Raw genomic sequence first — 18,886 nt, 5'->3', positions numbered from 1 at the left:
TGTGCAACATGCATGCCACGTGCACGCTGCAGGTCCGGATGGCCTAGGAATCATCCTAAGATATTGATTTGTATGGATTTATCTATTGATCACAATGTCTCATCAAGGGTCTGTTACGGCACACGTTACGTAACGCTGCCGGGTCTGCTCCGTTACTCGGGCGCCGGTGCCGCGCCATGTTTCATGGCCCTTGACTCGCGGGCCCATGCAGCGGGGCAAGATGGCTTTCGCCTATAAAATCGCTGGCTTTTGGCTGCAGGCGTGTATCGGCGCATGCAGTAAGCCCAAAAGCGAACAGGCCCGTCTTCCAACTTTCATTGCGTAGAGAGCGCCCATATGCTGATTTCGTCCAGAGTTCCGTCGCGAGTGCCGGGTCGTACCTATTTGCGGATAGCCCGGCCCGTGGCCATTGCCGCCTTCAGTCTGGGGGCGGCTTTGTGCGGGGCGTTTGCCCATGCATCGCAGGAGGCGGTGGACGAGGTCTCACGGCTGCTGGAGCAGGGCAAGGCGCCCCAGGCCGCCAAGCAGGCCGAGGCCTACCTCAAGCAAAACCCGGCCGATGTGCAGATGCGCTTTCTGCAGGGCGTGATCGCCGCGGAGCAGCGCCAGAACGCCCAGGCCATCAAGATCTTCACGGCGTTGACCCGTGACTACCCCAGCCTGCCCGAGCCCTACAACAACCTGGCCGTGCTGTACGCCGCCGAAGGCCAGGAACGCAAGGCCTCGGAAGTGCTGGAGCAGGCCATTCGCACCAACCCCAGCTACGCCACGGCGCATGAGAACCTGGGCGACCTGTATGCGCGCATGGCCAGCGATGCCTATGCCAAGGCCTTGCAGCTGGACGGATCGCGCCAGGCCATCCAGCCCAAGCTGGCCCTGATCACGCAGATCTTCCCCAAGCAAGGTGGCGCCCAGGGAAAGACGGTCCAGGCTGCAGCTGCCTCGACCAAGGTCGCCGATGCCAAGGCGGCCGATGCCAAGGCCCGCGAATCCGACGCCAAGCTGGCCGAGGCCCGCGCCGCCGAGACCAAGGCGGCAGAGGCCAAGGCCGCCGAATTCAAGGCCGCTGAAGTGAAGGCGGCCGATGCCAAGGCAGCGCAGGCCAAGGCCGCAGAAGCCAAGGCCGCAGAGGCCAAGGCAGCGGAGGCCAAGGCAGCGGAGGCCAAGCTGGCCCAGGCCAAGGCAGCGGAAGCCAAGGCCGCCGAGACCAGGCTGGCCCAGGAGAAGGCTGCCCAGGCCGCACAGGACAAGGCGCGCGCTGCCGAGGAAGCCAGGCAGGCTGCGGCCAAGGCCGCCGCCGTGACCACCGCTGCGGCCCCTGCCGCCGCCGCTGTGGCCGCCGCCGAGCCCGCCAAGGCAGCGCCTGCCGTCGACGAGAAGAAGGCGGCCCAGTCGGCCGCAGCGCAGGAAGTGGAGGCCGCCGTCAAGGCCTGGTCCACCGCCTGGGCCGGACAGGACATGGACCGCTACCTGGACGCCTACAGCGACCACTTCTCCCCGGCCGATGGCAGCAGCCTGGCCAAGTGGAAGGAACAGCGCCGCCAGCGCATTGTCGGACGCACCACCATCGTCGTCACCGTGCGCGACCTCAAGGTGACGGTGGACGGCGACAAGGCCACGGCCCAGTTCCGCCAGTACTACGCATCGGGCGCGCTCAAGACCACGACCCGCAAGACCCTGCGCATGCAGCGCGAAAAGGGACAATGGCGCATCACCCACGAAGGAACCGGTTCCTGATGCCTGAAAGAGCGCGCCCCCTGGCACGGTCATCCGCCGGCTTGCTGCGCCTGCATGCGCGGGCCGCCGGCGTGGCCGTGCTGCTGGCCGCTCTGTCCACGATGTCGTTCGGCACGGCGGCCTACGCCAAGCCGGCCAAGGCCTCCAAGACGGCATCCGCCAAGCCTGCAACGGGCAAGACCAGCAAGACCGGCAAGGCCGGCGCAGCCAGGCTGCGCTCGGCGTCGGGCAAGACGGCCGTGGCCGCTGCTGCGGTGGCGGCCACGGCAGGCGGCATCGCTGCCACGGCAGGCCATGCCAAGGCGGCGGCCGGCTCGCAAAGCCAGGCGGAGGCCCGCCTGCTGGCCATCATCCGCCAGGTGGAGCAGCGGGATCTGGATGGCGCCCTGAAGGCGGCCGCCGATCTCACCGCCGAAGTCCCCAATTTCCGCGCAGCCCAGCTGGTGTATGCAGACCTGCTGCGCTTCAAGACCGGCCGTGCCGGCGAGGTGCTGGCGGGCACGCCCGTGGCTGCGTCCGCCGCTCCCAGCCATCCGGGCCAGGGCGTGCTGGTGCGGCACAACCTGTCCGTGGGCAGCGTCACACGGCTGGAGGGTCCGGCCAGTCCCGCGCAGGCCCAGCTGCAGGATCTGCAAAACGAACTCAAGCGTCGCCTGCAGGCGGACAGCGGCGCGCCGCCTGCGGGTTCCGTTCCCGGCGAGTTTTTGATGCTGGGCGCATCCGTGCGGCATGCCATTGCCATCGACGCCAGCAAGTCGCGGCTGTACCTGTTCGCCCATGAGGCAGGCGGTCTGCGGCTGCTGGGGGACTTCTATGTCTCCGTGGGCAAGCTGGGCACCGACAAATGGCAGGAAGGCGACCAGCGCACGCCGCTGGGCATCTACTTCGTGGGCCGCCACATTCCCGGGCCCCGTCTGCCGGAGTTCTATGGCAAGGGTGCGCTCACGGTGAACTTTCCCAATGACTGGGACAAGGCCGTGGGCCGCTCGGGCAGCGGCATCTGGCTGCATGGCTCGCCGCCCGACCAGTTCTCGCGGGCGCCCGAGGCCAGCGATGGCTGCCTGGTGCTGGCCAACCCCGATCTCACCTTGCTCATGCAGACCGTGGACCGGCAGACGCCGGTGCTGATCCGCGAAAAGCTGCAATGGGTGGCCCCCAAGGCCCAGGCCCAGCAGAAGGCGGCAGACGCCTTCGTGCGCGTCATCGACGACTGGAAGAGCGCCTGGAACGGTGCGGACCCGCGCAAGCTGGCCGCCCTCTACGCGCCCGACCTGCTGCAGTCGCCGGCCTCGCGCACATCACAGGAGCGGCTGGCCGCCTACCTCAACCGCCCCGGCGTGACGCTGCAGGACCTGTCCATCTATTCCTGGAAGGACGCCAAGGGCGAGATCCGCGTGGTCAACCTGCGCGCCAGCAGCAAGTCCTTTGCCGAAGGCCTGCCGCTGCGCCAGTACTGGCGCAAGACGGGCGGGCGCTGGCAGCTTTTCTCCGAGGACGTGATGGGCTGAGCCCGGCGCAGCTCAGGTGTTCTCGTTGTGGCGGTTGCTGTCGAAGCGGCGCTCCGCATCGAACAGATGCTGTATCAGCACATGCGAGGTCATGTTCACGCCGATGCCGCCAATCATGGCCGGCAGCAGGTACAGCGCCGTGGACAGCTCGGAGACGAAGAGGGTGTTGTCGGACAGCGAAGGCGTCGCCTTGGCCGCCGAGGCCAGGCTTTGCAGCAGGTAGACATCCACCCCCGCCATGGCCACCAGGGCCAGCCCGAACAGCAGCACCGTGGTGCGCGAGATGCTGCGCTTGGCCAGCAGGGCGGCGTAGATGGCGCAGGGAAGAACGACCGAGAAAACCACCAGGCTCCAGAATCTGGCTTCGGTGAAGACGGTGGTGCTGATGCGCAGGGCATTCATCGGTGCGGTCTTTCGGTGCGGTCCTTCGGTACCTGTGGGGTCCTGCGGTTCCCTGTCGGCCGCCCAATATGCCGCGCTTGCGTAAACGCCCGGTGAACCCGGCGCAAACCGGTGGTTGCACATGCAACCAGGCGCACCGGTCGCAGTCTTGTCCGCTTCGGCCCTGCCTGGCCCGATGCGTCCCTCAGGGGGTCACGACTGCCGCACCAGATAGGCCGGCAGCTGCGCCTCGGGCAGCACGGACAGGACCTTGAGCTGCAGCTGGGCGCGCTTGCGTGCCTGGGCCAGGTAGTCCTGCAGCGCCTGCGCGGCCCGCTCGTACTCACCATCCCACAGGGCGTCGATGACCTGGCGGCAGTTCTCAAGCAGGGGCGGGTTGGGCGACTGCGGGAACATGCGGTCAAAGGTGCTGTGGATCAGCCACGGCATCTGGCACTGCTGCAGCATGCCCACCAGCTTGTGGTTGGGATGCCGTGCCAGCAAGGCGCCGTGCAGGTGCTGCTCCAGCCGCAAAAGCTCCTGAGCTTGCGGTGCGGCGGGGGCGTGCAGGCGGCGGCGCAGGTCAGCGAGCATGTCCCTGTCCAGGCGCGGGCCGCTTTCGCGCAGCGCCGCGGGCGCCAGCAGCGCCAGCAGCTCGAAGTCCTGGTTCACCGCGCGTGCCGTCAACGCCGCCACGCGCCAGGAGGCATAGGTGCTCTTGTCCACCAGTCCCCGGTCCACGAGCCGGCTCAGCACCTCGCGCAGGGCCACGCGGTTCACGTTGAAGTGCTCCATGGCCGCGCTTTCGTCGATCTGGAAGCGCCCGAAGATCATGGCGATGGAGATGGTCTGCTCCAGCTCGTCGTGGATGCGCTCGCTTTCCGAGGGGATGTGGATGGTGGCGTTGCCCTCCTCCAGGCCCAGGGCCCGCGCGTCCAGCGGCAGGCGCTGGGGCTGCACGGCCTGCCCGGGCCGGGCCACCAGGTAGCCGCGTCCGTCGAAGGTGCACAGCAGCCCTTCGGCATGCAGCAGCTCGAAGGCCTTGCGCACGGGTATGCGGCTGGTGCCGAAGACCTTGGCCACCGGCCCCTCCAGCAGCACCAGGCCGGGCTCGATCCGCTGCTCGACGATGGCCCCGCGCAGGCGCTGGCGTATCAGTTCATAGCGCAGCCGGCGTTCGCCGGGATCGCCGGATTCACCGGATTCGCCGGGGCCTGCTTCCTCGTCGCGGGCAAGCTGCGTGGGTGCTGGGGTGGCTCTTGTCATTCCTGCTTCATCTGCATGTACCTGTGCACCGGCCGCCGCAAAGGGGGCCGGTATCCGGCAGGACTATAAGGGGCGGGCGCGGCGCAGCAGCGTGGCCCATTGGCGCACCAAGTAGTTGTGCTCGTCCATGACGGTGTTCCAGACGGCGATGTGGCCCAGGCGCTGCTCGTAGGAACCGCCGTCGCGCACGCTGCCGCGCGGGATCACGACCTGGCCGTCGGTGCCCCGCAGGTCCTCGGCGGCAGGCAGGCCGGCGTACCAATAGTCCCATTCGCTGGCGCGCAGGTGCTCGCGGCTGCGCAGCGGGTTGGAGATGTAGTAGCCCTGCCGTGCCATCGCCGCACCGGGCCAGCCGGACTGCCACCAGTTCAGGTAGCGGTAGGCGGCATCCAGCGTTTCGCCCCTGGCCTGGCTGGAGATGCCCAGGCCGCCGTACCAGGCCCGGTATCCTTCGCGCGGGCAGGCCAGCCGGTAGTCCAGCCCCGCCGCGCGGTAGTGGGCGATGGCCGGCGACCAGTGGCTTTGTATGGCGACGCCGGCATCGATCATCAGCCGCGCCGCATCGGCGTAGTTGCCCCAGAAGCCCCGGAACTGCTCCGACTCCTGCCGCTGCAGCAGCAGGGCCATCATCTGGTCGATCTCCTCCAGTCCCAGGTTGCTGATGTCGCCAAAACGCATGTCGCCGCCGGCCTGCAGGGCCAGGGCCGCATCCAGCGCGCCGATGGCCGCATCCGCCTGCAGGGCCGCACGGCCACGGCAGGCGGGAGACAGCAGCCACGACCAGCTCTCCTCGGTCTGCGCGAACAGATCTGGCACGGCGGCGGGCAGGTAGACGAAGCTGTCGGCGTTGTGCGTCAGCGGCAGCATGCTGATGCGCGATGCGGGCGTGCCGCCCAGGGTGCCATCGGCCTGCACGTACAGGCGCATGGCCGGGTTGCAGCCCGCGCCCAGGGCCGCCTGCGGCGTGATGCGCCCGGTCTTGGGCAGGGCGTTGACCTCGTCCCAATGCGCCAGCCTGCCGATGTCTATGGGTTGCAGCGCCCCTGTCGGCCACAGGCAGTCCAGGCTGTGGAACCATTGGTCGTAGAGATCGAAGCTGTCCTGGCGCATGACGGCCTGGCGCTGCGCGTCGAAGCCGTCGAGCACCTCGAAGCGGATGCGCAGACCCAGGTCCTGCTCGGCGCGGCGGCGCATGGCCTCGGTCAGCGTCACCGAGGTGCCCAGTACCCGCAGTTCAGGCATGTTCTTGCGCATGGGGTGTTCCTTGTCAATGGAAGGCGGCCGGGCCGGGTGCGGCGCCGGGTTGCGCCCCATTGTCCTGCGCGAAGAAACGCTGGAACGACTGCCAGGAGTCGTCCACCTGCTGCCCGTTGAGCCCCGAGGCGATGAAGACCAGGCGCGAGCGGCCGTCGCCACCGGGCCATTCGGCCAGATGCTCGGGCGCATGCATCAGATGACCCATGCCGTGCAGCACCGTCGGCTGCCCCTGCGGCCATCCTTCGGCGGCCACGGCCACGAGCCCCTTGAGCCGCAGCACCCGCTCGCCATGGCGGTGCAGCAGCCAGGTCAGCCACAGCGTCAGCGCACACCAGTCCACGGGGCCGTCGAGTTCCAGGCAGAAGGCCTGGATGCTGCCGTGCGGCTCCTGGCCCTTGCGGCTGCGAGGCGTGCCTGCAATGGCGCGTGCCAGCCAATTGCTCTCCTGCACGGGCTGCTCCTGCCAGGCCGGCAGCGCCTGGCGGCTGTTGCCGAGCACGGCCAGCGGATTGAGCCTGGCAAGCTGCGCGCGCAGCGCCTCGGCGTCCTGCGGCCGGGCCAGGTCGGTCTTGCTCAGGTACAGCCGGTCGGCGGCGGCGACCTGGGCCTGCCATTCGGGCCGCTGCGCATGCGTGGCCGCGTGCAGGGCATCGACCACGGTGGCGACATGGGCGGGCCTGAAGACCTGGCGCAATTGCGCATCCCCTATGAGGGTGGCGATCACCGGGCCGGGCGCGGCAAGGCCCGTGGTTTCGATCAGCACGCGCTGGAACGCAGGCAGCTCGCCGCGCTCGCGGCGCTGGTGCAGCCGCCACAGCGCCTCCTTGAGTTCGCCGCGGATGGCGCAGCAGATGCAGCCGTTGTCCAGCAGCACCGTGTCGGCGTCGATGCGGCCCACCAGCAGATGGTCCAGCCCCACGGCGCCGAATTCGTTGATCAGCACGGCGGTCTCGGCAGCGGGAGAGTCCTGCAGCCATTGCCTGAGCAGCGTGGTTTTGCCGCTGCCCAGAGAGCCCGTGAGCACACCCACGGGCAGGCGTGCATCGCCGGTCATGGCGCCTGCTCCGGTTGGGGCCAGGGCATGGCCAGCGGATCCAGCTCGCGGGCCAGCAGCCGCTCGGCCGCGGGCCACAACGCACCGAAGTCGGGCACCAGAACGCTGGCGCCCGTAGGCCCCTGCAGCAGGTAGGACTGGCCGTGGAAGTCGCTGAGCTGCAGCCGCCACAGCGCCAGCAGCCGGTTGGCGCGCGCAATCTGAATCAGCCGCTGGCGGCGCCCGGCCGATCCGGCCGGCGCCTGGCTCCAGTGGCCGGAGGCCTGCAGCAAACCGCACATTCCACACATGACAGAAAACCTTTCGGTTGCGAATGGAGCCGCCTGCGAAACTGGCGCAGCCAAAGAGCAGAGACACCCAGGAAGGGCCTATGCCGGCCGCGCCGCCCCGCACCGAGGGTGTCGCCGGCTGCCCGTACGCCCTCCCTGAAGAGAGGGGGAAGGCGCGAAGCGACTCAGGGGGTGCTTCTTTTCACGGCATGACATCGCCGGAATTGGGCCCCAGCGTCTGCCCCACATACAGATTGCCGCCGGGGTCGGAGGCCAGCAGCACGGCCGTGGGAGCCACCTCGTCGGCGCGGCCGAAGCGGCCCAGCGGCAGGCTGGCCTCCTTGGCGCGTTTCCAGTCCGCGCTGATGCCGTCGACCAGCGGCGTGGCGATGGGGCCGGGGGCAATGGCGTTGACCAGGACATTGTCAGGTGCCACTTCCAGCGCCAGCGACTTGGTGAAGCCGATCACGCCGGCCTTGGCCGCCGCATAGTGGCTCAGCTCCACGCCGCCCTTGATGCCCAGCTGCGAGGCGATGCTGATGATGCGTCCCCAGCGCTGCGCCTGCATGTGCGGCACTGCGCGCCGCGCGCACAGGAAGACGCTGCGCAGGTCCACGCGCAGCATCTCGTCCCACATCGCGGTGGACATGTCGGCACAGCGCGACTGGGTGAGCATGCCGGCGTTGTTGACCAGGATGTCGATGCCGCCGAAGGCCTGCACGCAGCGGTCGATGATGCGGTGGGCCGTGGACTCGTCGCCCACGTCGCCGATGACGGTCTCGGCCTGCGTGCCCAGCGCGCGGCAGCGCCGGGCCACGTCCTCGGCCCGCGCGGCATCGATGTCGGCCAGCAGCAGCCGCGCGCCGGCCTGCGCATAGGCCAGGGCAATGGCCTCGCCGATGCCGCTGCCGGCGCCTGTCACGACGGCGCGGCGGCCGTCCAGTGGCTTGGATGTGCTCATGTCGAATGTCCTCAACTGGGCCAGCGCACCGTCAGGCCGCCGTCGGCAATGATGGATTGGCCGGTGACGTAGGAGGCCTCGTCGCTGGTCAGGAAACGGATCAGGGCAGCGATTTCTCGGGCCTGCCCGACACGCCCCAACGGAATGCTTTTTGCCGCCTGCGCCAGGCCCGCCGGGCCCAGCGAGTTGACCGGGTCCAGCGACTGCGGCGTCTCGATCAGGCCCGGAATCACGGCGTTGCAGCGTATGCCGCGCGGTGCCAGCTCCATGGCCACGGCGCGGCACAGCCCGGGCACGCCTGCCTTGGCGGCCGCATAGTGGGCATGCTGCTCCCAGCCGTAGACGCCGCCTGCAATGGAGGAGACGGCCACCATGGCCCCGCCCGCCGCCATGTGGCGCGCGCTGGCCCGGAAGGTGCGCATGACGCCGCCCAGGTCGATGTTGATGACCTCCTGCCACTGCGCATCGCTCATCTCGGCCAGGGCCGCCTGGCGCAGCAAACCTGCATTGGCGACGGCGAAGTCCAGCCGGCCGAAGCGGTCCACGGCGACGCGGGCCAGGTGCTCGACCTGCTCGGCATCGCCCACATCGACCGCCTCCATCACGCACCGCCCGCCCTCGCGCTCGACAAGGTCCCGGGTCTGGCCGGGATCGTGCGGGTCCTGCGGGTAGTAGCTGCCTGCCACGGCAACGCCGGCCTGCGCGTAGGCCACGGCCAGCGCCTGGCCGATGCCGCTGGCAGCGCCGGTGATGAGGGCGACCTTGTTCCTGTCGATCTGCGGGTGCATGGCGGCCTCACTTCACGGTCTCGGGATCGACATGGGGTGCCAGGAACATCAGCAGTCCCGAGGCTGCGCAGGGAATGGCTCCCCAGTACAGCGCCGCCTGTGCCCAGTCCGCCCCCTGCGACAGCGTCCAGGTCACGCCGAAGCCCGCCGCGATGGCGCCCACCTGGCCCATGGCGTTGACAAAGGAGCTGGCCGTGGCGCGGATGTGGCTGGGAAAGCTCTCGCCGATCAGGAAGAGGGCCGCTGCATAGGGGCCGATCAGGAAGAACAGCCCCAGCGAGTACAGCGGCACGATGCGCCAGAAGTCGCCCGAGGGCGCGTTCAGCATGAGTGCGAAGGCCAGGCCACCCAGCATCCAGCCTATGGCCACGGCGTTGCGCCGGCCTATGCGGTCACCGAGCCAGCCATGGAAGACATAGCCCAGGAAGCCCGCGAGATTGGAAATGATGAGCACCTGAAGCGCGCTGGAGAAATCCACGCCCTTGCCCGGCGTGCCACCGGCGCCGCCCAGCACCGAGGTGCCCAGCACCGCGAAGATCACGATGGCGAACCAGTTCAGGAAAAAGCCCAGGGCCAGCGACAGCGTGGGCCGCAGCGAGGCGCCCCGGAACATGGCCGACAGGCCGGTGTGCTGCGCTTGCTGCGGGTGGGCGCCATGGGCCTGGGCCAGGCGTGCGGCCTCTGCCTCGCGTCCGGCAAGGCGCAGATCGGCAACGCGCCGCGCGGTCAGGAACTGGGGCGTTTCCACCAGCCGGCGGCCCAGCACGGCAATCACCAGGGCGGGGAACATGGCGAACACGAAGGACAGCACCCAGCCGCCGCCCTGGCCGAACCAGCGCTCGCCCAGCGGATACAGCAGGGCCACCAGCACGGCCGTGAGCACCGCGCCCACGGGCCAGCCGCCTTGCACCAGCGAGTAGATGAAGCCGCGCCGGCGCAGGGAGGCCGGGTCCGTGTAGACCAGGGAGAACAGCTCGCTCAGGTAGGTGGCGTTGATGCTTTGCTCTGCATAGCCCAGGCCCGCCAGCGAGCGCACCACGATCAGCAGCACGAAGCCCAGCCCCGCCGACAGCCCGATCACCCAGCCGGCCAGCGCCGTCAGGCCCGAGCACAGCGCGGCGCCCGCCACGGCGATGATGATGCCCTTGCGCCGGCCCAGCCGGTCGGCGATGGGGCCGATGCCGAAGGCCACGATCACCGTGCCCAGCGTCACCCAGGTGTTCAGCCGCGCCTGCTGCTCGGCGCTCCACTGGAAGTGCTCGCCCAGTTGCGGCAGCAGGGTGCCGAAGAGGATGAAGTCGTAGACGGCGAACACCCAGGCGAAAAAGCAGACCCAGGTGGCGTAGCTGACCTGCCTGCGCGTCACGGTGGGCGCGGTCCAGGGGGCATCGATCCCGGCCGGTGCCGGATGGCCGGCGCCTGGGGCGTCGGAGGCAATGGCGGAGGTATTCATGGTGTCCTCGCTGAGGTGGGATGCGGCATCAACGCGGCTGGCGGCGCAGGAAGTCGTCGGCGATCTGGTCGCACGTCATGAAGCGCACGCCGTCGTGCGACTGGAAATGCTCGATCAGGCGCTCCAGCATCAGCAGCACCTGGGGGCGGCCGGAGACATCGGGGTGGATGGTGATGGGGAAGACCGCGTAGTCGTGCTCGCGGTAGACCCAGTCGAACTGGTCGCGCCACATCTGCTCTATGTCGCGCGGGTTGACGAAGCCGTGGCTGTTGGGCGACTTCTTGATGAACATCATGGGCGGCAGGTCGTCCAGGTACCAGTTGGCGGGTATCTCGACCAGCCGTGTCTCCTTTCCGCGCACCAGGGGCTTCATCCAGGTGTCGGGATGCTTGCTGTAGTCGATGCGGGTCCACTGGTCGCCCACGCGCACGTAGTACGGGTGGAAGTCGTTGTGCATCAGGCTGTGGTCGTACTTGATGCCTTTCTTGAGCAGCAGCTCGTTGGTGACGGGGCTGAACTCCCACCAGGGCGCCACATAGCCCGTGGGTGCGCGGCCGGCCAGCCGCGTGATGACCTCGATGCTGCGGTCGAGCACCGCTTCCTCCTGCTCGGGCGTCATGGCAATCGGGTTCTCGTGGCTGTAGCCGTGGATGCCGATCTCATGGCCCGCTTCCACCACGGCCTTCATCTGCTCGGGAAAGGTCTCGGCGGAGTGGCCCGGGATGAACCAGGTGGTCTTGAGGCCGTATTTGTCGAACAGCCTGAGCAGCCGCAGCGAGCCGACCTCGCCCGCGAACATGCCGCGCGAGATGTCGTCGGGCGAGTCCTCCCCGCCATACGAGCCGAGCCAGCCGCCGACGGCATCGACGTCCACGCCAAACGTGATCTGTATGTCCTTGCTCATTGCATGCACTCCTTTTTCACTGGGAACGGTTGAGGGAAGAAAGCGCCTGTTCGACGGCCAGGGCAATGCGCAGCAGCCGGTCGTCATCGCCCTGCGGGCGCATCAGCTGCAGGCCGATGGGAAGCCGTTCGGTGCTCGCGCCAGGGCCTTGCAGGCACAGGGCGCCGCAGGGCAGGGCCACGGCCGGCGCATCCAGGAAGCTGCCGGGCATGGTCAGGCGCAGCGTGGCGAGATTGGTCTGGGCAAACAGCGCGTCGTCTTCCAGCAGGGGCTGCAGCAGCGGCGCCGGATGGCCCACCGTGGGCAGCACCAAGGTGGCGCCGCCCAGCTCCTGCGCAAACAGCGCCGTCAATGGCTGGCGCCGTGCCAGCAGTTGCAGGTAGCCGCCATGGTCCAGATGCCTTGCGGCCTCCAGCCGGCTGCGCACGCGCGGGTCCATGCGCGCGGCCTGCTCCGGGGCATCCAGGCGCTCGCGGTGCGTGGCCAATGCCTCATGCGCGCCCAGCCAGCCATGGCGCTGCGTCAGCGTCTGCACCGTGTCCAGGCTTTGCAGCCGGCGCCGCTGCACGCGGGCGCCCTGCCGCTGCAGCAGGGCCAGGCCGGCTGCAATCGCGTCGCGCACCTGCGCCTGCACGCTGTCGTCGTCCAGCAGGCCGGGGTCGATGACGAACACCTGTCCCTGCAGGCCTATGACAGGGCCTGGGACGGCAGGGCCTGCAGCGGCATCGCCGGCAGGCACGGTGCTGCGCAGCACCTGGTCCAGGGCCATGCAGTCGGCCACGCCCAGGGCCAGCGGCCCCAGCGTGTCCAGGGAAGGTGACAGCGCAAAGACGCCTTGCATGGGATAGCGCCCCCGGCTGGCACGAAAGCCCACCAGCCCGTTGAAGGCTGCGGGAATGCGCACCGAACCTGCCGTGTCCGTTCCCATGGCCAGCGGCCCGCAGCCCTGCACCACGGCCAGGGCCGCGCCGCTGGAGGAGCCGCCAGGCGCCCGTGCGCGCCCACCCAGGCGGGGATTGGCGGGGGTGCCGAAGCCGGGGTTCAGGCCCAGTCCCGAATAGGCGAACTCGCTGAGGTTGGTCTTGCCCAGGCAGACCATGCCGGCCGCCGCGGCCCGCGCCACCACGGGGGCATCGGCAGGGGCTGGCGGGGCAGAGCGAAGCAGGGCCGATGCCGCCGTGGTGGGCGTGCCACGCACATCGAACAGGTCCTTCCAGCTGATGGGCACGCCGTCCAGCGGCCCGAGCGGGCGGCCCGTACGCCAGCGCTGCGTGGATTGCCTGGCCTCTTCCAGCGCGCGCTCCGCCGTGATGCGCGTGAACACGGACGGGCTTTCACAGGCCGCTTGCAGGCAATGCTCGGTGGCTTGCGTGGGCGTCAGCGTGCCGGCCGCATAGGCTGCATGCAGTTCGCAAGCCGAGGCAGGCGCTGTCCGGAGGCCGCTGTTTTTCATTGAATTTGAATGTTGTTGTCAAAGTTCATTTTTGAATTCTAGTGAGCGCCTCCATCCCGTGTCCGGGTGATTACCCGGGGGATGAGGCGCTCTGTGTTGATCTGTGAAGGAGGCCGTTTTGTGCCGCTTGCGCCGCTCTAGCGGTCCTTGTGGTCCGCCTCGCCGCACTTCCAGTAGCCCTTGGCGCTCAGCTGGCCGGGTGCGATGCCACGGTCCAGGAAATGCCGCTTCAGCGCACGCATGGCGCCGGACTCGCCCGCCATCCACAGATAGCCGTTGCCCGGCGGCAGCGGCCGGTACATCAGCCGCTGGCACAGCCTCTGCCCAGGCTGGCCCGGCGCGGCGGTGATCCACTCGGTGCGCCAGCGGGCAGCGCTGTCCATGGGCTGGCATTCGCCGTCATCGGTGATTTCCACGTAGGCCTTCACCCGCGCGGAGGCTGGCAGGCGCGCCGCGATCGATTGCATGGCCGGCAGTGCCGAGCCATCGCCCGCCAGCATGAGCCAATCGGTGCCGGCCGGCGGAGCGAAGCCGCCGCTGCGCGGGCCGGCAATGGCCACCTGCTCGCCCACGCGGGCCTGGGCGGCCCAGCGGGAGGCGGGGCCGTCGCCGCCAGCGGAGGTGCTGTTCTCATGCTTGGCATTGAACGCATCGCCATGCAGTACCAGGTCAATGTCCAGCGTGCCGGCCTGGCGGTCCACGCTGCGCAGTGTGTACGCCCGGCCCTCGCCCGTGGGCAGGAACAGCTTGACCCAGGCGGCGGGCGTATCCACGGCAGGCGCCCGTGAGAAGGCGGCGATCTGCTCGCCACCCAGCGTGATGCGGCGCATGCGCGGCGTGACGGATTGCACCTTCAACACGGTGCCCAGCGCGCGCTGCGTGCCGGCAGGCATGTGAATCGGCTCAGCCATGGGTGGCTCCCCGGGCTGCGTTCAAGCGCAGCAGCAAGGCCACGGCGATGGACAGCGCCACGCTCACGGCGGCGGCGAAATACACGTCTCCGACGCCTGTGACACTGGCCAGCAGCCCGGCGGCAGGGGCCGTCAGCCCCATCGACAGGTCGAAGAAGGCCACATAGGCGCCCATGGCCGCGCCGCGTGCCTGGGCAGGCGCCCGGCGGACAGCTTCCACGCCGAAGGCCGGGAAGGCCAGCGAGTAGCCGAAGCCGGTGAGCGCGGCGCCGGCATAGGCCCATGGCGCATCGCCCCCGCCCCAGATCAGCAGCAGGCCGGCGGCTTCCAGCGGAATGCTGGCCAGTGCCACCCGCACGCCGCCCAGCTTGTCAGGCAGATGGCCGAAGAACAAACGCGCCCCGATGAAGGCCAGGCCGAAGGCCGTGAAGGCCAGCGAGGCCGCGCCCCACCCGCGCGACGCGAACAGCAGCGCCGCAAAAGTGGTGATCACGCCAAAGCCCGCGCTGGACAGGGCCAGCCCCAGGCCGGGCAGCCACACCGTGCCCAGCACCTTGTAGAACGGCGTGCGGCGCTGGGCCGCAGCCGGCGTGGCGCGCAGGCCCCAGACCATGGCCAGGGCGGCCAGCGGCAGCACGATGGTGGCCACGGCAATGCCCGAGAAGCCCCAGGCAGCCTGCACTGCCACGCCGGCCGGCGCGCCCGCCGCATAGGCGCCGTACATGGCAATGCCCACCCAGGCCATCACCTTGCCGGCATGTTGCGGGCCGATCATTCCCATGCCCCAGCTCAGGGCGCCGGTGATGATCAGGCTCTCGGCGCAGCCCAGCATCACGCGGCCGGCGGCCAGCACCCAGACTGCGGCCTGTCCGCCCTCGAAGGCGCGGGACATCAGGTAGGCCACGCCCGAAGCGGCGGCCAGCAACATACCCAGCACCACGGCACGCCTGGCGCCGCGCGTGTCGGCCAGAGAGCCGGCCCAGGCCCGCGACAGCAGGGCCGCCGCGAACTGGCAGCCCATCACCGTGCCCACGCCCAGCGTGCCCAGTCCCAGGGTCTGGCTCAGGTGCAGGGGCAGCACGGGCATGGGCATGCCCAGGCAGAGAAAGCTGACGAAGACCGCCAGCGTCAGCGGCAGCAGCCGCGCGAATGCGTTCACCGGCGGCGACGCGGCCGCGGATGGCGAAATTCCGGTAGACATGTGCATTCCCTTTCAAATACGAGTAAAAACTCAGATCACATGTCCAGGAGAATATGAGCCATGGCTCGCATTGAAAACTCGCATTCGCAGGCGGCGCAGCGGCAGCCGCCCCAGCCCCGCAAGCAGCCACGGCAGGCGCGTTCCCTTGCCACGGTCGAGGCCATTCTGGAGGCCGCGGCTCGCGTTCTTGCAGAACGCGGCTACGCCGCCACCAACACCAATCTGGTGGCCGAGCGCGCAGGTGTGAGCGTGGGTTCGCTCTACCAGTACTTTCCCAACAAGGACTCGCTGATCACGGCCTTGCACGAGCGCCACGCCGCGCAGATGTACGCGGCCATTGCCGCCGTGCTTGCGGCCGAGCGGCCGCAGGGCCTGCAAGGCCATGTGCAGGCCATGGTCCGGGCGCTGCTGGCGGCGCACCGGGTCGAGCCCGATCTGCACCGGGTGCTGGAAAAGGAATTCCCCTTCTTCGACGCGCCGCGCGAGCAAAGCGCGGCGGACGGCGGCATCTTCCGCCAGGTGCGCCAGCTCCTGGAGCTGCACCGCAGTCAGCTCGCCCACCGCGACCTGGACCTGGCCACCTGGATGCTGCTGCAGACCATGGAGTCCCTGGTGCATGCCGCCGTCATCGATCCGCCTGCCATGTTCACCCCCCAGGCCCTGGAGGATGGCATCGTGCAGGTGCTGATGGGGTATCTGCGAGCGCCTGCCCTGGGTTGAGGATGCAAGGAGCGATTTGGCCGCCAGGTCCTCAGGGCGCGAAGACCTCCGGATCGAATGGGCCAAGCAGTCGGGCCACTTCGCCGGCGTCATAGGGCTGGCCCAGCATGTCCATGAGTTCTTCGCAAGGGGATTTCATGGGCACGGAGGAGGTTCTCAGCACTGGGTGCAATCACGCAATGCCGACGGGCGCGGCCGGCAAGCAGCGTATTCGTTCAGCTTTCGACACAGCCGCCCGCATCCTCCTGCGGCGGGGTGACACGCCAGTAAAGGGAGGGAAAGCCTTCGCCCACCGGCTGGTGGCCGGGCGGCTGCGATGCCGCCAGCTGCAGGTGCAGCACGCCGCAGGCATCCACCATGTGCTGGGAAATCCAGGGACTGATGTCCATGCGGCCATCGATCAGCACCAGCGGCTTTTCGCGCAGCTTCAGGGCCAGGGCCTTGGCCTCGGCCGTGGGGCCTGCGATCACGCGGATGTCGCCTCCCAGTGCCTCGCGCGCGGGTTCGGCAAGCGCCTGGCTCAAGGCCTTTGAATCGAAGTTTCTCCAGTGCCGGCTGTTAAGCCGCAATTCACTGCGCGCCGAGGTCATCTGGGCCACGAGCAGCAAGGCCAGTTGAAGCGCCACGAAGCACTTGATGCCGGTGGTGATCGATATGCGCGACGGCTGCAGCCTGGCACCGGCCAGCTCCATGGCGACGGGAACGGCCAGCAGCAGAAAGGGCGTGCCCCAGTGCAGCTGCAGCGACGAGCCCGCAAAGATGCCGATGGCGCAGGTCAGCACGATGGGCGTGAGGCCAAAGCACAGGATCAGCGCGCGCGATGCATCGGCTGTCCCGGGACGCTGCGGTGTGTCCTGCGGCGCAAGGCGGCTGCGGCGGTGCAATGCCATCACCAGTCCCAGCAGCACCCAGGCCAGCAATGCGCGGTTGAACAGCTGGTCGGCCAGCCAGTGCAAGGTATTGAGCAGTCTTGCGCCGCCGCCCAGGCTGGCGCCCAGCGAGGATTCGGTGGCATAGCGGATGGGGCCGAAGTCGTTCAGGAAAAGCCAGTACAGGTGCGGCGAGATGATGGCCAGAGAGATGGCCGCCGCCAGCACCAGGCCGATCATGTGGACCCGCTCGCGCCAGGCGCCTGACGCCAGCCAGAACAGGAATACCGCCACGGCGGCCAGGATCATCTGGTACTTGGCCAGTGCGCCCAGGCCCAGGCAGCAGCCCAGGGCCGCCCACCAGTGCAGTTGCCTGCTGCCCACCGCACGCCACACCAGCAGGGCACTGGCCACGAAGAAGGGCATCAGCACCACTTCATGGTTGAAGAAGTGCAGCCGCTCGTTGTAGTAGGTGATGCACAGGGCCGCCAGCAGGGCCAGCGTGGCATGGCGGCTGCCGCGCAAGGTCTGCATCAGCTTCCAGAAGACAAACAGGCCGGCCAGCGTGAAGAGCGCGCCCGTCACATAGCTGGTGCGGGCAGACAGTCCGAACACATTGACCGGCACCGAGAACATCCAGGTCGGCAGCGGTGGATGCTTGTAGTAGCCCCATTCCAGGCTGTGCACCCAGGTCAGCTGCTCGAGGTTGTCCTTGGGTGCCGTGAGGCTGGAGCTGTCGATCTGCAGCAGCCAGACCACCGAAAAGAGAAGGAGGCCGATGAGGACCTTGATGTCCAGGGAAAGCGACGGTGCGGGCATGGCCAGCGGAGCGCTTCGCGTGATCGTGCTCGCTGCTTGTGAGGGGACGGGATGGGTCATAGGAAATGCCAGCGGCGATGACAAGTGCGCTGGCACAGGGGAAATTCCCAGGAAGGCGGTCGAACGGGAGCTTCAGCGTTGGCTACGGACTCTTGGCTTACGCGAGGCGCTATGAGTCCGGCAGAATATGTCTGCCTGGTCAATGCAATGTAAAGATTGTGTGAAGATATTGTGGAGACGCCGGCCGCGGCTCAGGCGCCGGCCGGCTCGCCGAAGTCGTGGACTGCCGCGCGCAGCAGCAGCATCGACAGGCGTTCCGCGGCGGGCGTCAGAGGCAGCGCAGCACGCGTGACCTGCACGATGTCGGGTGCCATCAGGCTCTCGCGCACGGCAATGGGCTCCAGCACACCGTTGAAGAGGGGCGTATCGGCCCACTGGCGCGGCAAGAAGGCGAGGGCGTCGCTGCTGGCCAGCAGCGCCAGCAGGGCCATCAACGATTCGGCGACCGTCACCACGCGCGGGCTGCGCAGGCCGAGCGCGGAGAACTGCTCCTCGAACTCTTCCTCGCGGCGCTCGCGCAGGCCGGTGACGATCCAGTCCGCCTCCAGCAACGCCTGCAGGCTGCCGGCGGTGCGCAGCGGATGGCCGCGGCGGGCCAGCACGACACGCTCGTTGCGGTGAACCAGGGCCACCTGGTAGCTGGCGCTCAATTGCCTCTCGGGCCGGGGGCCCAGATAGAAGTCCAGCCGACCGTCGCGCAGCGCCGGCTCGACGGCCGGGAACAGGCCTTCGACGAAACGCAGGTGCACATCCGGCCAGTCGCGCCGGAACTGGGCATAGGCGCGGGCCAGCAGCGACAGCACGGGGGCGCTGGACAGAGCGACGGCGACATGGCCCTGCATTTCGCCGCGCGCCTGGGCGGCCTCCTCGCTGCCGCGACGCAGTTCCTCGAGCGCGGCCTGCGCGCGCAGCAGGAATCGCTCTCCCGCCACGGTCAGCGATACCCCGCGCGCATGGCGCTGGAACAGCGCCACGCCGAGCTCGGCTTCCAGCTCGCGCACGCTGCGCGTCAGTGCCGGCTGGGTCAGGCCCAGGCTGCGGGCGGCGCTGCGCAGGCTGCGTGCCCGAGCAACGGCGACGAAATTGCGAAGGTGATGAAGTTTGGGCATCGGTCGGAGCGTGTTTATGCCCGTTTCCGAGCGCGCCAAGGCCAGGGGATTTCCCGCAGGGGCCGTGCACGCGGGCTCCGCCGCGCCTGAGCCGCTGCGGAACGCTCCAGTGATAACAGCCATGCATCGCTGAGGCGTTTCTGCCCTCTGCCGCAGCCGGCCTGCC

At 68.8% G+C, this 18,886-nt stretch carries 17 protein-coding genes; 3 read left to right on the top strand and 14 right to left on the bottom strand.

Annotated elements, in window-relative coordinates:
* The first annotated feature begins 402 nt into the window (after positions 1-402).
* Both U6958_RS26815 and U6958_RS26810 read left to right on the top strand, forming a co-directional pair.
* Positions 403-1,737, top strand: coding sequence for a tetratricopeptide repeat protein (locus U6958_RS26815; protein WP_227468542.1), 1,335 nt, complete (start codon positions 403-405; stop codon positions 1,735-1,737).
* Complete coding sequence (locus tag U6958_RS26810) at positions 1,737-3,245, top strand: murein L,D-transpeptidase family protein (RefSeq protein ID WP_074921645.1); 1,509 nt, start codon at positions 1,737-1,739, stop codon at positions 3,243-3,245. The genes U6958_RS26815 and U6958_RS26810 overlap by 1 nt, the downstream gene beginning before the upstream one ends.
* Before the next feature lie 12 nt (positions 3,246-3,257).
* Here the strand turns inward: U6958_RS26810 and U6958_RS26805 are convergent, their stop codons facing one another.
* The 12 genes from U6958_RS26805 to U6958_RS26750 form a co-directional block, all read right to left on the bottom strand.
* The gene (locus U6958_RS26805) at positions 3,258-3,647 is read right to left on the bottom strand and encodes a hypothetical protein (RefSeq protein ID WP_016449810.1); all 390 of its coding nucleotides are present in this window, start codon (positions 3,645-3,647) and stop codon (positions 3,258-3,260) included.
* A gap of 192 nt (positions 3,648-3,839) precedes the next feature.
* Entirely contained in the window at positions 3,840-4,892 is a 1,053-nt protein-coding gene (locus U6958_RS26800) for a GntR family transcriptional regulator (RefSeq protein WP_016449809.1), read from the bottom strand.
* A 63-nt stretch (positions 4,893-4,955) separates the two neighbouring features.
* The gene (locus U6958_RS26795) at positions 4,956-6,146 is read right to left on the bottom strand and encodes a PotD/PotF family extracellular solute-binding protein (RefSeq protein ID WP_074921705.1); all 1,191 of its coding nucleotides are present in this window, start codon (positions 6,144-6,146) and stop codon (positions 4,956-4,958) included.
* 13 nt (positions 6,147-6,159) lie between these two features.
* Positions 6,160-7,203, bottom strand: a complete 1,044-nt coding sequence (locus U6958_RS26790) for a GTP-binding protein (RefSeq protein WP_016449807.1) — start codon at positions 7,201-7,203, stop codon at positions 6,160-6,162.
* Entirely contained in the window at positions 7,200-7,484 is a 285-nt protein-coding gene (locus U6958_RS26785) for a hypothetical protein (protein WP_404997207.1), read from the bottom strand. Before U6958_RS26785 ends, U6958_RS26790 begins: the two co-directional genes overlap by 4 nt.
* A gap of 190 nt (positions 7,485-7,674) precedes the next feature.
* Positions 7,675-8,433: an SDR family NAD(P)-dependent oxidoreductase gene (locus U6958_RS26780; protein WP_017405599.1), complete on the bottom strand. Its 759-nt coding sequence runs from the start codon at positions 8,431-8,433 to the stop codon at positions 7,675-7,677.
* Between the two features lie 11 nt (positions 8,434-8,444).
* Positions 8,445-9,221, bottom strand: a complete 777-nt coding sequence (locus tag U6958_RS26775) for an SDR family NAD(P)-dependent oxidoreductase (protein WP_074921643.1) — start codon at positions 9,219-9,221, stop codon at positions 8,445-8,447.
* A 7-nt stretch (positions 9,222-9,228) separates the two neighbouring features.
* Entirely contained in the window at positions 9,229-10,674 is a 1,446-nt protein-coding gene (locus U6958_RS26770; RefSeq protein WP_074921642.1) for an MFS transporter, read from the bottom strand.
* Positions 10,675-10,702: 28 nt separating this feature from the next.
* Entirely contained in the window at positions 10,703-11,578 is an 876-nt protein-coding gene (locus U6958_RS26765) for a polysaccharide deacetylase (RefSeq protein ID WP_074921641.1), read from the bottom strand.
* A 16-nt stretch (positions 11,579-11,594) separates the two neighbouring features.
* Positions 11,595-13,031, bottom strand: coding sequence for an amidase (locus U6958_RS26760; protein ID WP_074921640.1), 1,437 nt, complete (start codon positions 13,029-13,031; stop codon positions 11,595-11,597).
* 137 nt (positions 13,032-13,168) lie between these two features.
* Positions 13,169-13,942: a siderophore-interacting protein gene (locus U6958_RS26755; protein ID WP_016452642.1), complete on the bottom strand. Its 774-nt coding sequence runs from the start codon at positions 13,940-13,942 to the stop codon at positions 13,169-13,171.
* Positions 13,935-15,143, bottom strand: a complete 1,209-nt coding sequence (locus tag U6958_RS26750) for an arabinose transporter (RefSeq protein ID WP_074921639.1) — start codon at positions 15,141-15,143, stop codon at positions 13,935-13,937. Before U6958_RS26750 ends, U6958_RS26755 begins: the two co-directional genes overlap by 8 nt.
* A 60-nt stretch (positions 15,144-15,203) precedes the next feature.
* On the opposite strand from U6958_RS26750, the gene U6958_RS26745 reads away from it, so the two are divergent.
* The gene (locus tag U6958_RS26745) at positions 15,204-15,863 is read left to right on the top strand and encodes a TetR/AcrR family transcriptional regulator (protein ID WP_013803729.1); all 660 of its coding nucleotides are present in this window, start codon (positions 15,204-15,206) and stop codon (positions 15,861-15,863) included.
* Between the two features lie 215 nt (positions 15,864-16,078).
* Here the strand turns inward: U6958_RS26745 and U6958_RS26740 are convergent, their stop codons facing one another.
* Both U6958_RS26740 and U6958_RS26735 read right to left on the bottom strand, forming a co-directional pair.
* Positions 16,079-17,611 (bottom strand): glycosyltransferase family 39 protein, encoded by a 1,533-nt coding sequence (locus U6958_RS26740; RefSeq protein WP_244160472.1) that lies wholly within the window; start codon positions 17,609-17,611, stop codon positions 16,079-16,081.
* Between the two features lie 191 nt (positions 17,612-17,802).
* Complete coding sequence (locus U6958_RS26735) at positions 17,803-18,720, bottom strand: LysR substrate-binding domain-containing protein (protein WP_016449796.1); 918 nt, start codon at positions 18,718-18,720, stop codon at positions 17,803-17,805.
* Positions 18,721-18,886: the final 166 nt, after the last annotated feature.

The organism is Delftia lacustris, from assembly GCF_040267515.1.
Lineage (GTDB): Bacteria > Pseudomonadota > Gammaproteobacteria > Burkholderiales > Burkholderiaceae_C > Comamonas > Comamonas tsuruhatensis.
The sequence above is the reverse complement of the archived record's forward strand: the minus strand, read 5'-3'. Positions and strand labels throughout refer to the sequence as shown.

Bases quoted from the DNA above. Each gene is read 5' to 3' on its own strand.
- U6958_RS26790 (WP_016449807.1), bottom strand. From the start codon at position 7,203: ATGACCGGCGATGCACGCCTGCCCGTGGGTGTGCTCACGGGCTCTCTG.
- U6958_RS26770 (WP_074921642.1), bottom strand. From the start codon at position 10,674: ATGAATACCTCCGCCATTGCCTCCGACGCCCCAGGCGCCGGCCATCCG.
- U6958_RS26810 (WP_074921645.1), top strand. From the start codon at position 1,737: ATGCCTGAAAGAGCGCGCCCCCTGGCACGGTCATCCGCCGGCTTGCTG.
- U6958_RS26765 (WP_074921641.1), bottom strand. From the start codon at position 11,578: ATGAGCAAGGACATACAGATCACGTTTGGCGTGGACGTCGATGCCGTC.
- U6958_RS26740 (WP_244160472.1), bottom strand. From the start codon at position 17,611: ATGACCCATCCCGTCCCCTCACAAGCAGCGAGCACGATCACGCGAAGC.
- U6958_RS26805 (WP_016449810.1), bottom strand. From the start codon at position 3,647: ATGAATGCCCTGCGCATCAGCACCACCGTCTTCACCGAAGCCAGATTC.
- U6958_RS26785 (WP_404997207.1), bottom strand. From the start codon at position 7,484: ATGTGCGGTTTGCTGCAGGCCTCCGGCCACTGGAGCCAGGCGCCGGCC.
- U6958_RS26800 (WP_016449809.1), bottom strand. From the start codon at position 4,892: ATGACAAGAGCCACCCCAGCACCCACGCAGCTTGCCCGCGACGAGGAA.
- U6958_RS26755 (WP_016452642.1), bottom strand. From the start codon at position 13,942: ATGGCTGAGCCGATTCACATGCCTGCCGGCACGCAGCGCGCGCTGGGC.
- U6958_RS26735 (WP_016449796.1), bottom strand. From the start codon at position 18,720: ATGCCCAAACTTCATCACCTTCGCAATTTCGTCGCCGTTGCTCGGGCA.
- U6958_RS26760 (WP_074921640.1), bottom strand. From the start codon at position 13,031: ATGAAAAACAGCGGCCTCCGGACAGCGCCTGCCTCGGCTTGCGAACTG.
- U6958_RS26750 (WP_074921639.1), bottom strand. From the start codon at position 15,143: ATGTCTACCGGAATTTCGCCATCCGCGGCCGCGTCGCCGCCGGTGAAC.
- U6958_RS26780 (WP_017405599.1), bottom strand. From the start codon at position 8,433: ATGAGCACATCCAAGCCACTGGACGGCCGCCGCGCCGTCGTGACAGGC.
- U6958_RS26775 (WP_074921643.1), bottom strand. From the start codon at position 9,221: ATGCACCCGCAGATCGACAGGAACAAGGTCGCCCTCATCACCGGCGCT.
- U6958_RS26795 (WP_074921705.1), bottom strand. From the start codon at position 6,146: ATGCGCAAGAACATGCCTGAACTGCGGGTACTGGGCACCTCGGTGACG.
- U6958_RS26745 (WP_013803729.1), top strand. From the start codon at position 15,204: ATGGCTCGCATTGAAAACTCGCATTCGCAGGCGGCGCAGCGGCAGCCG.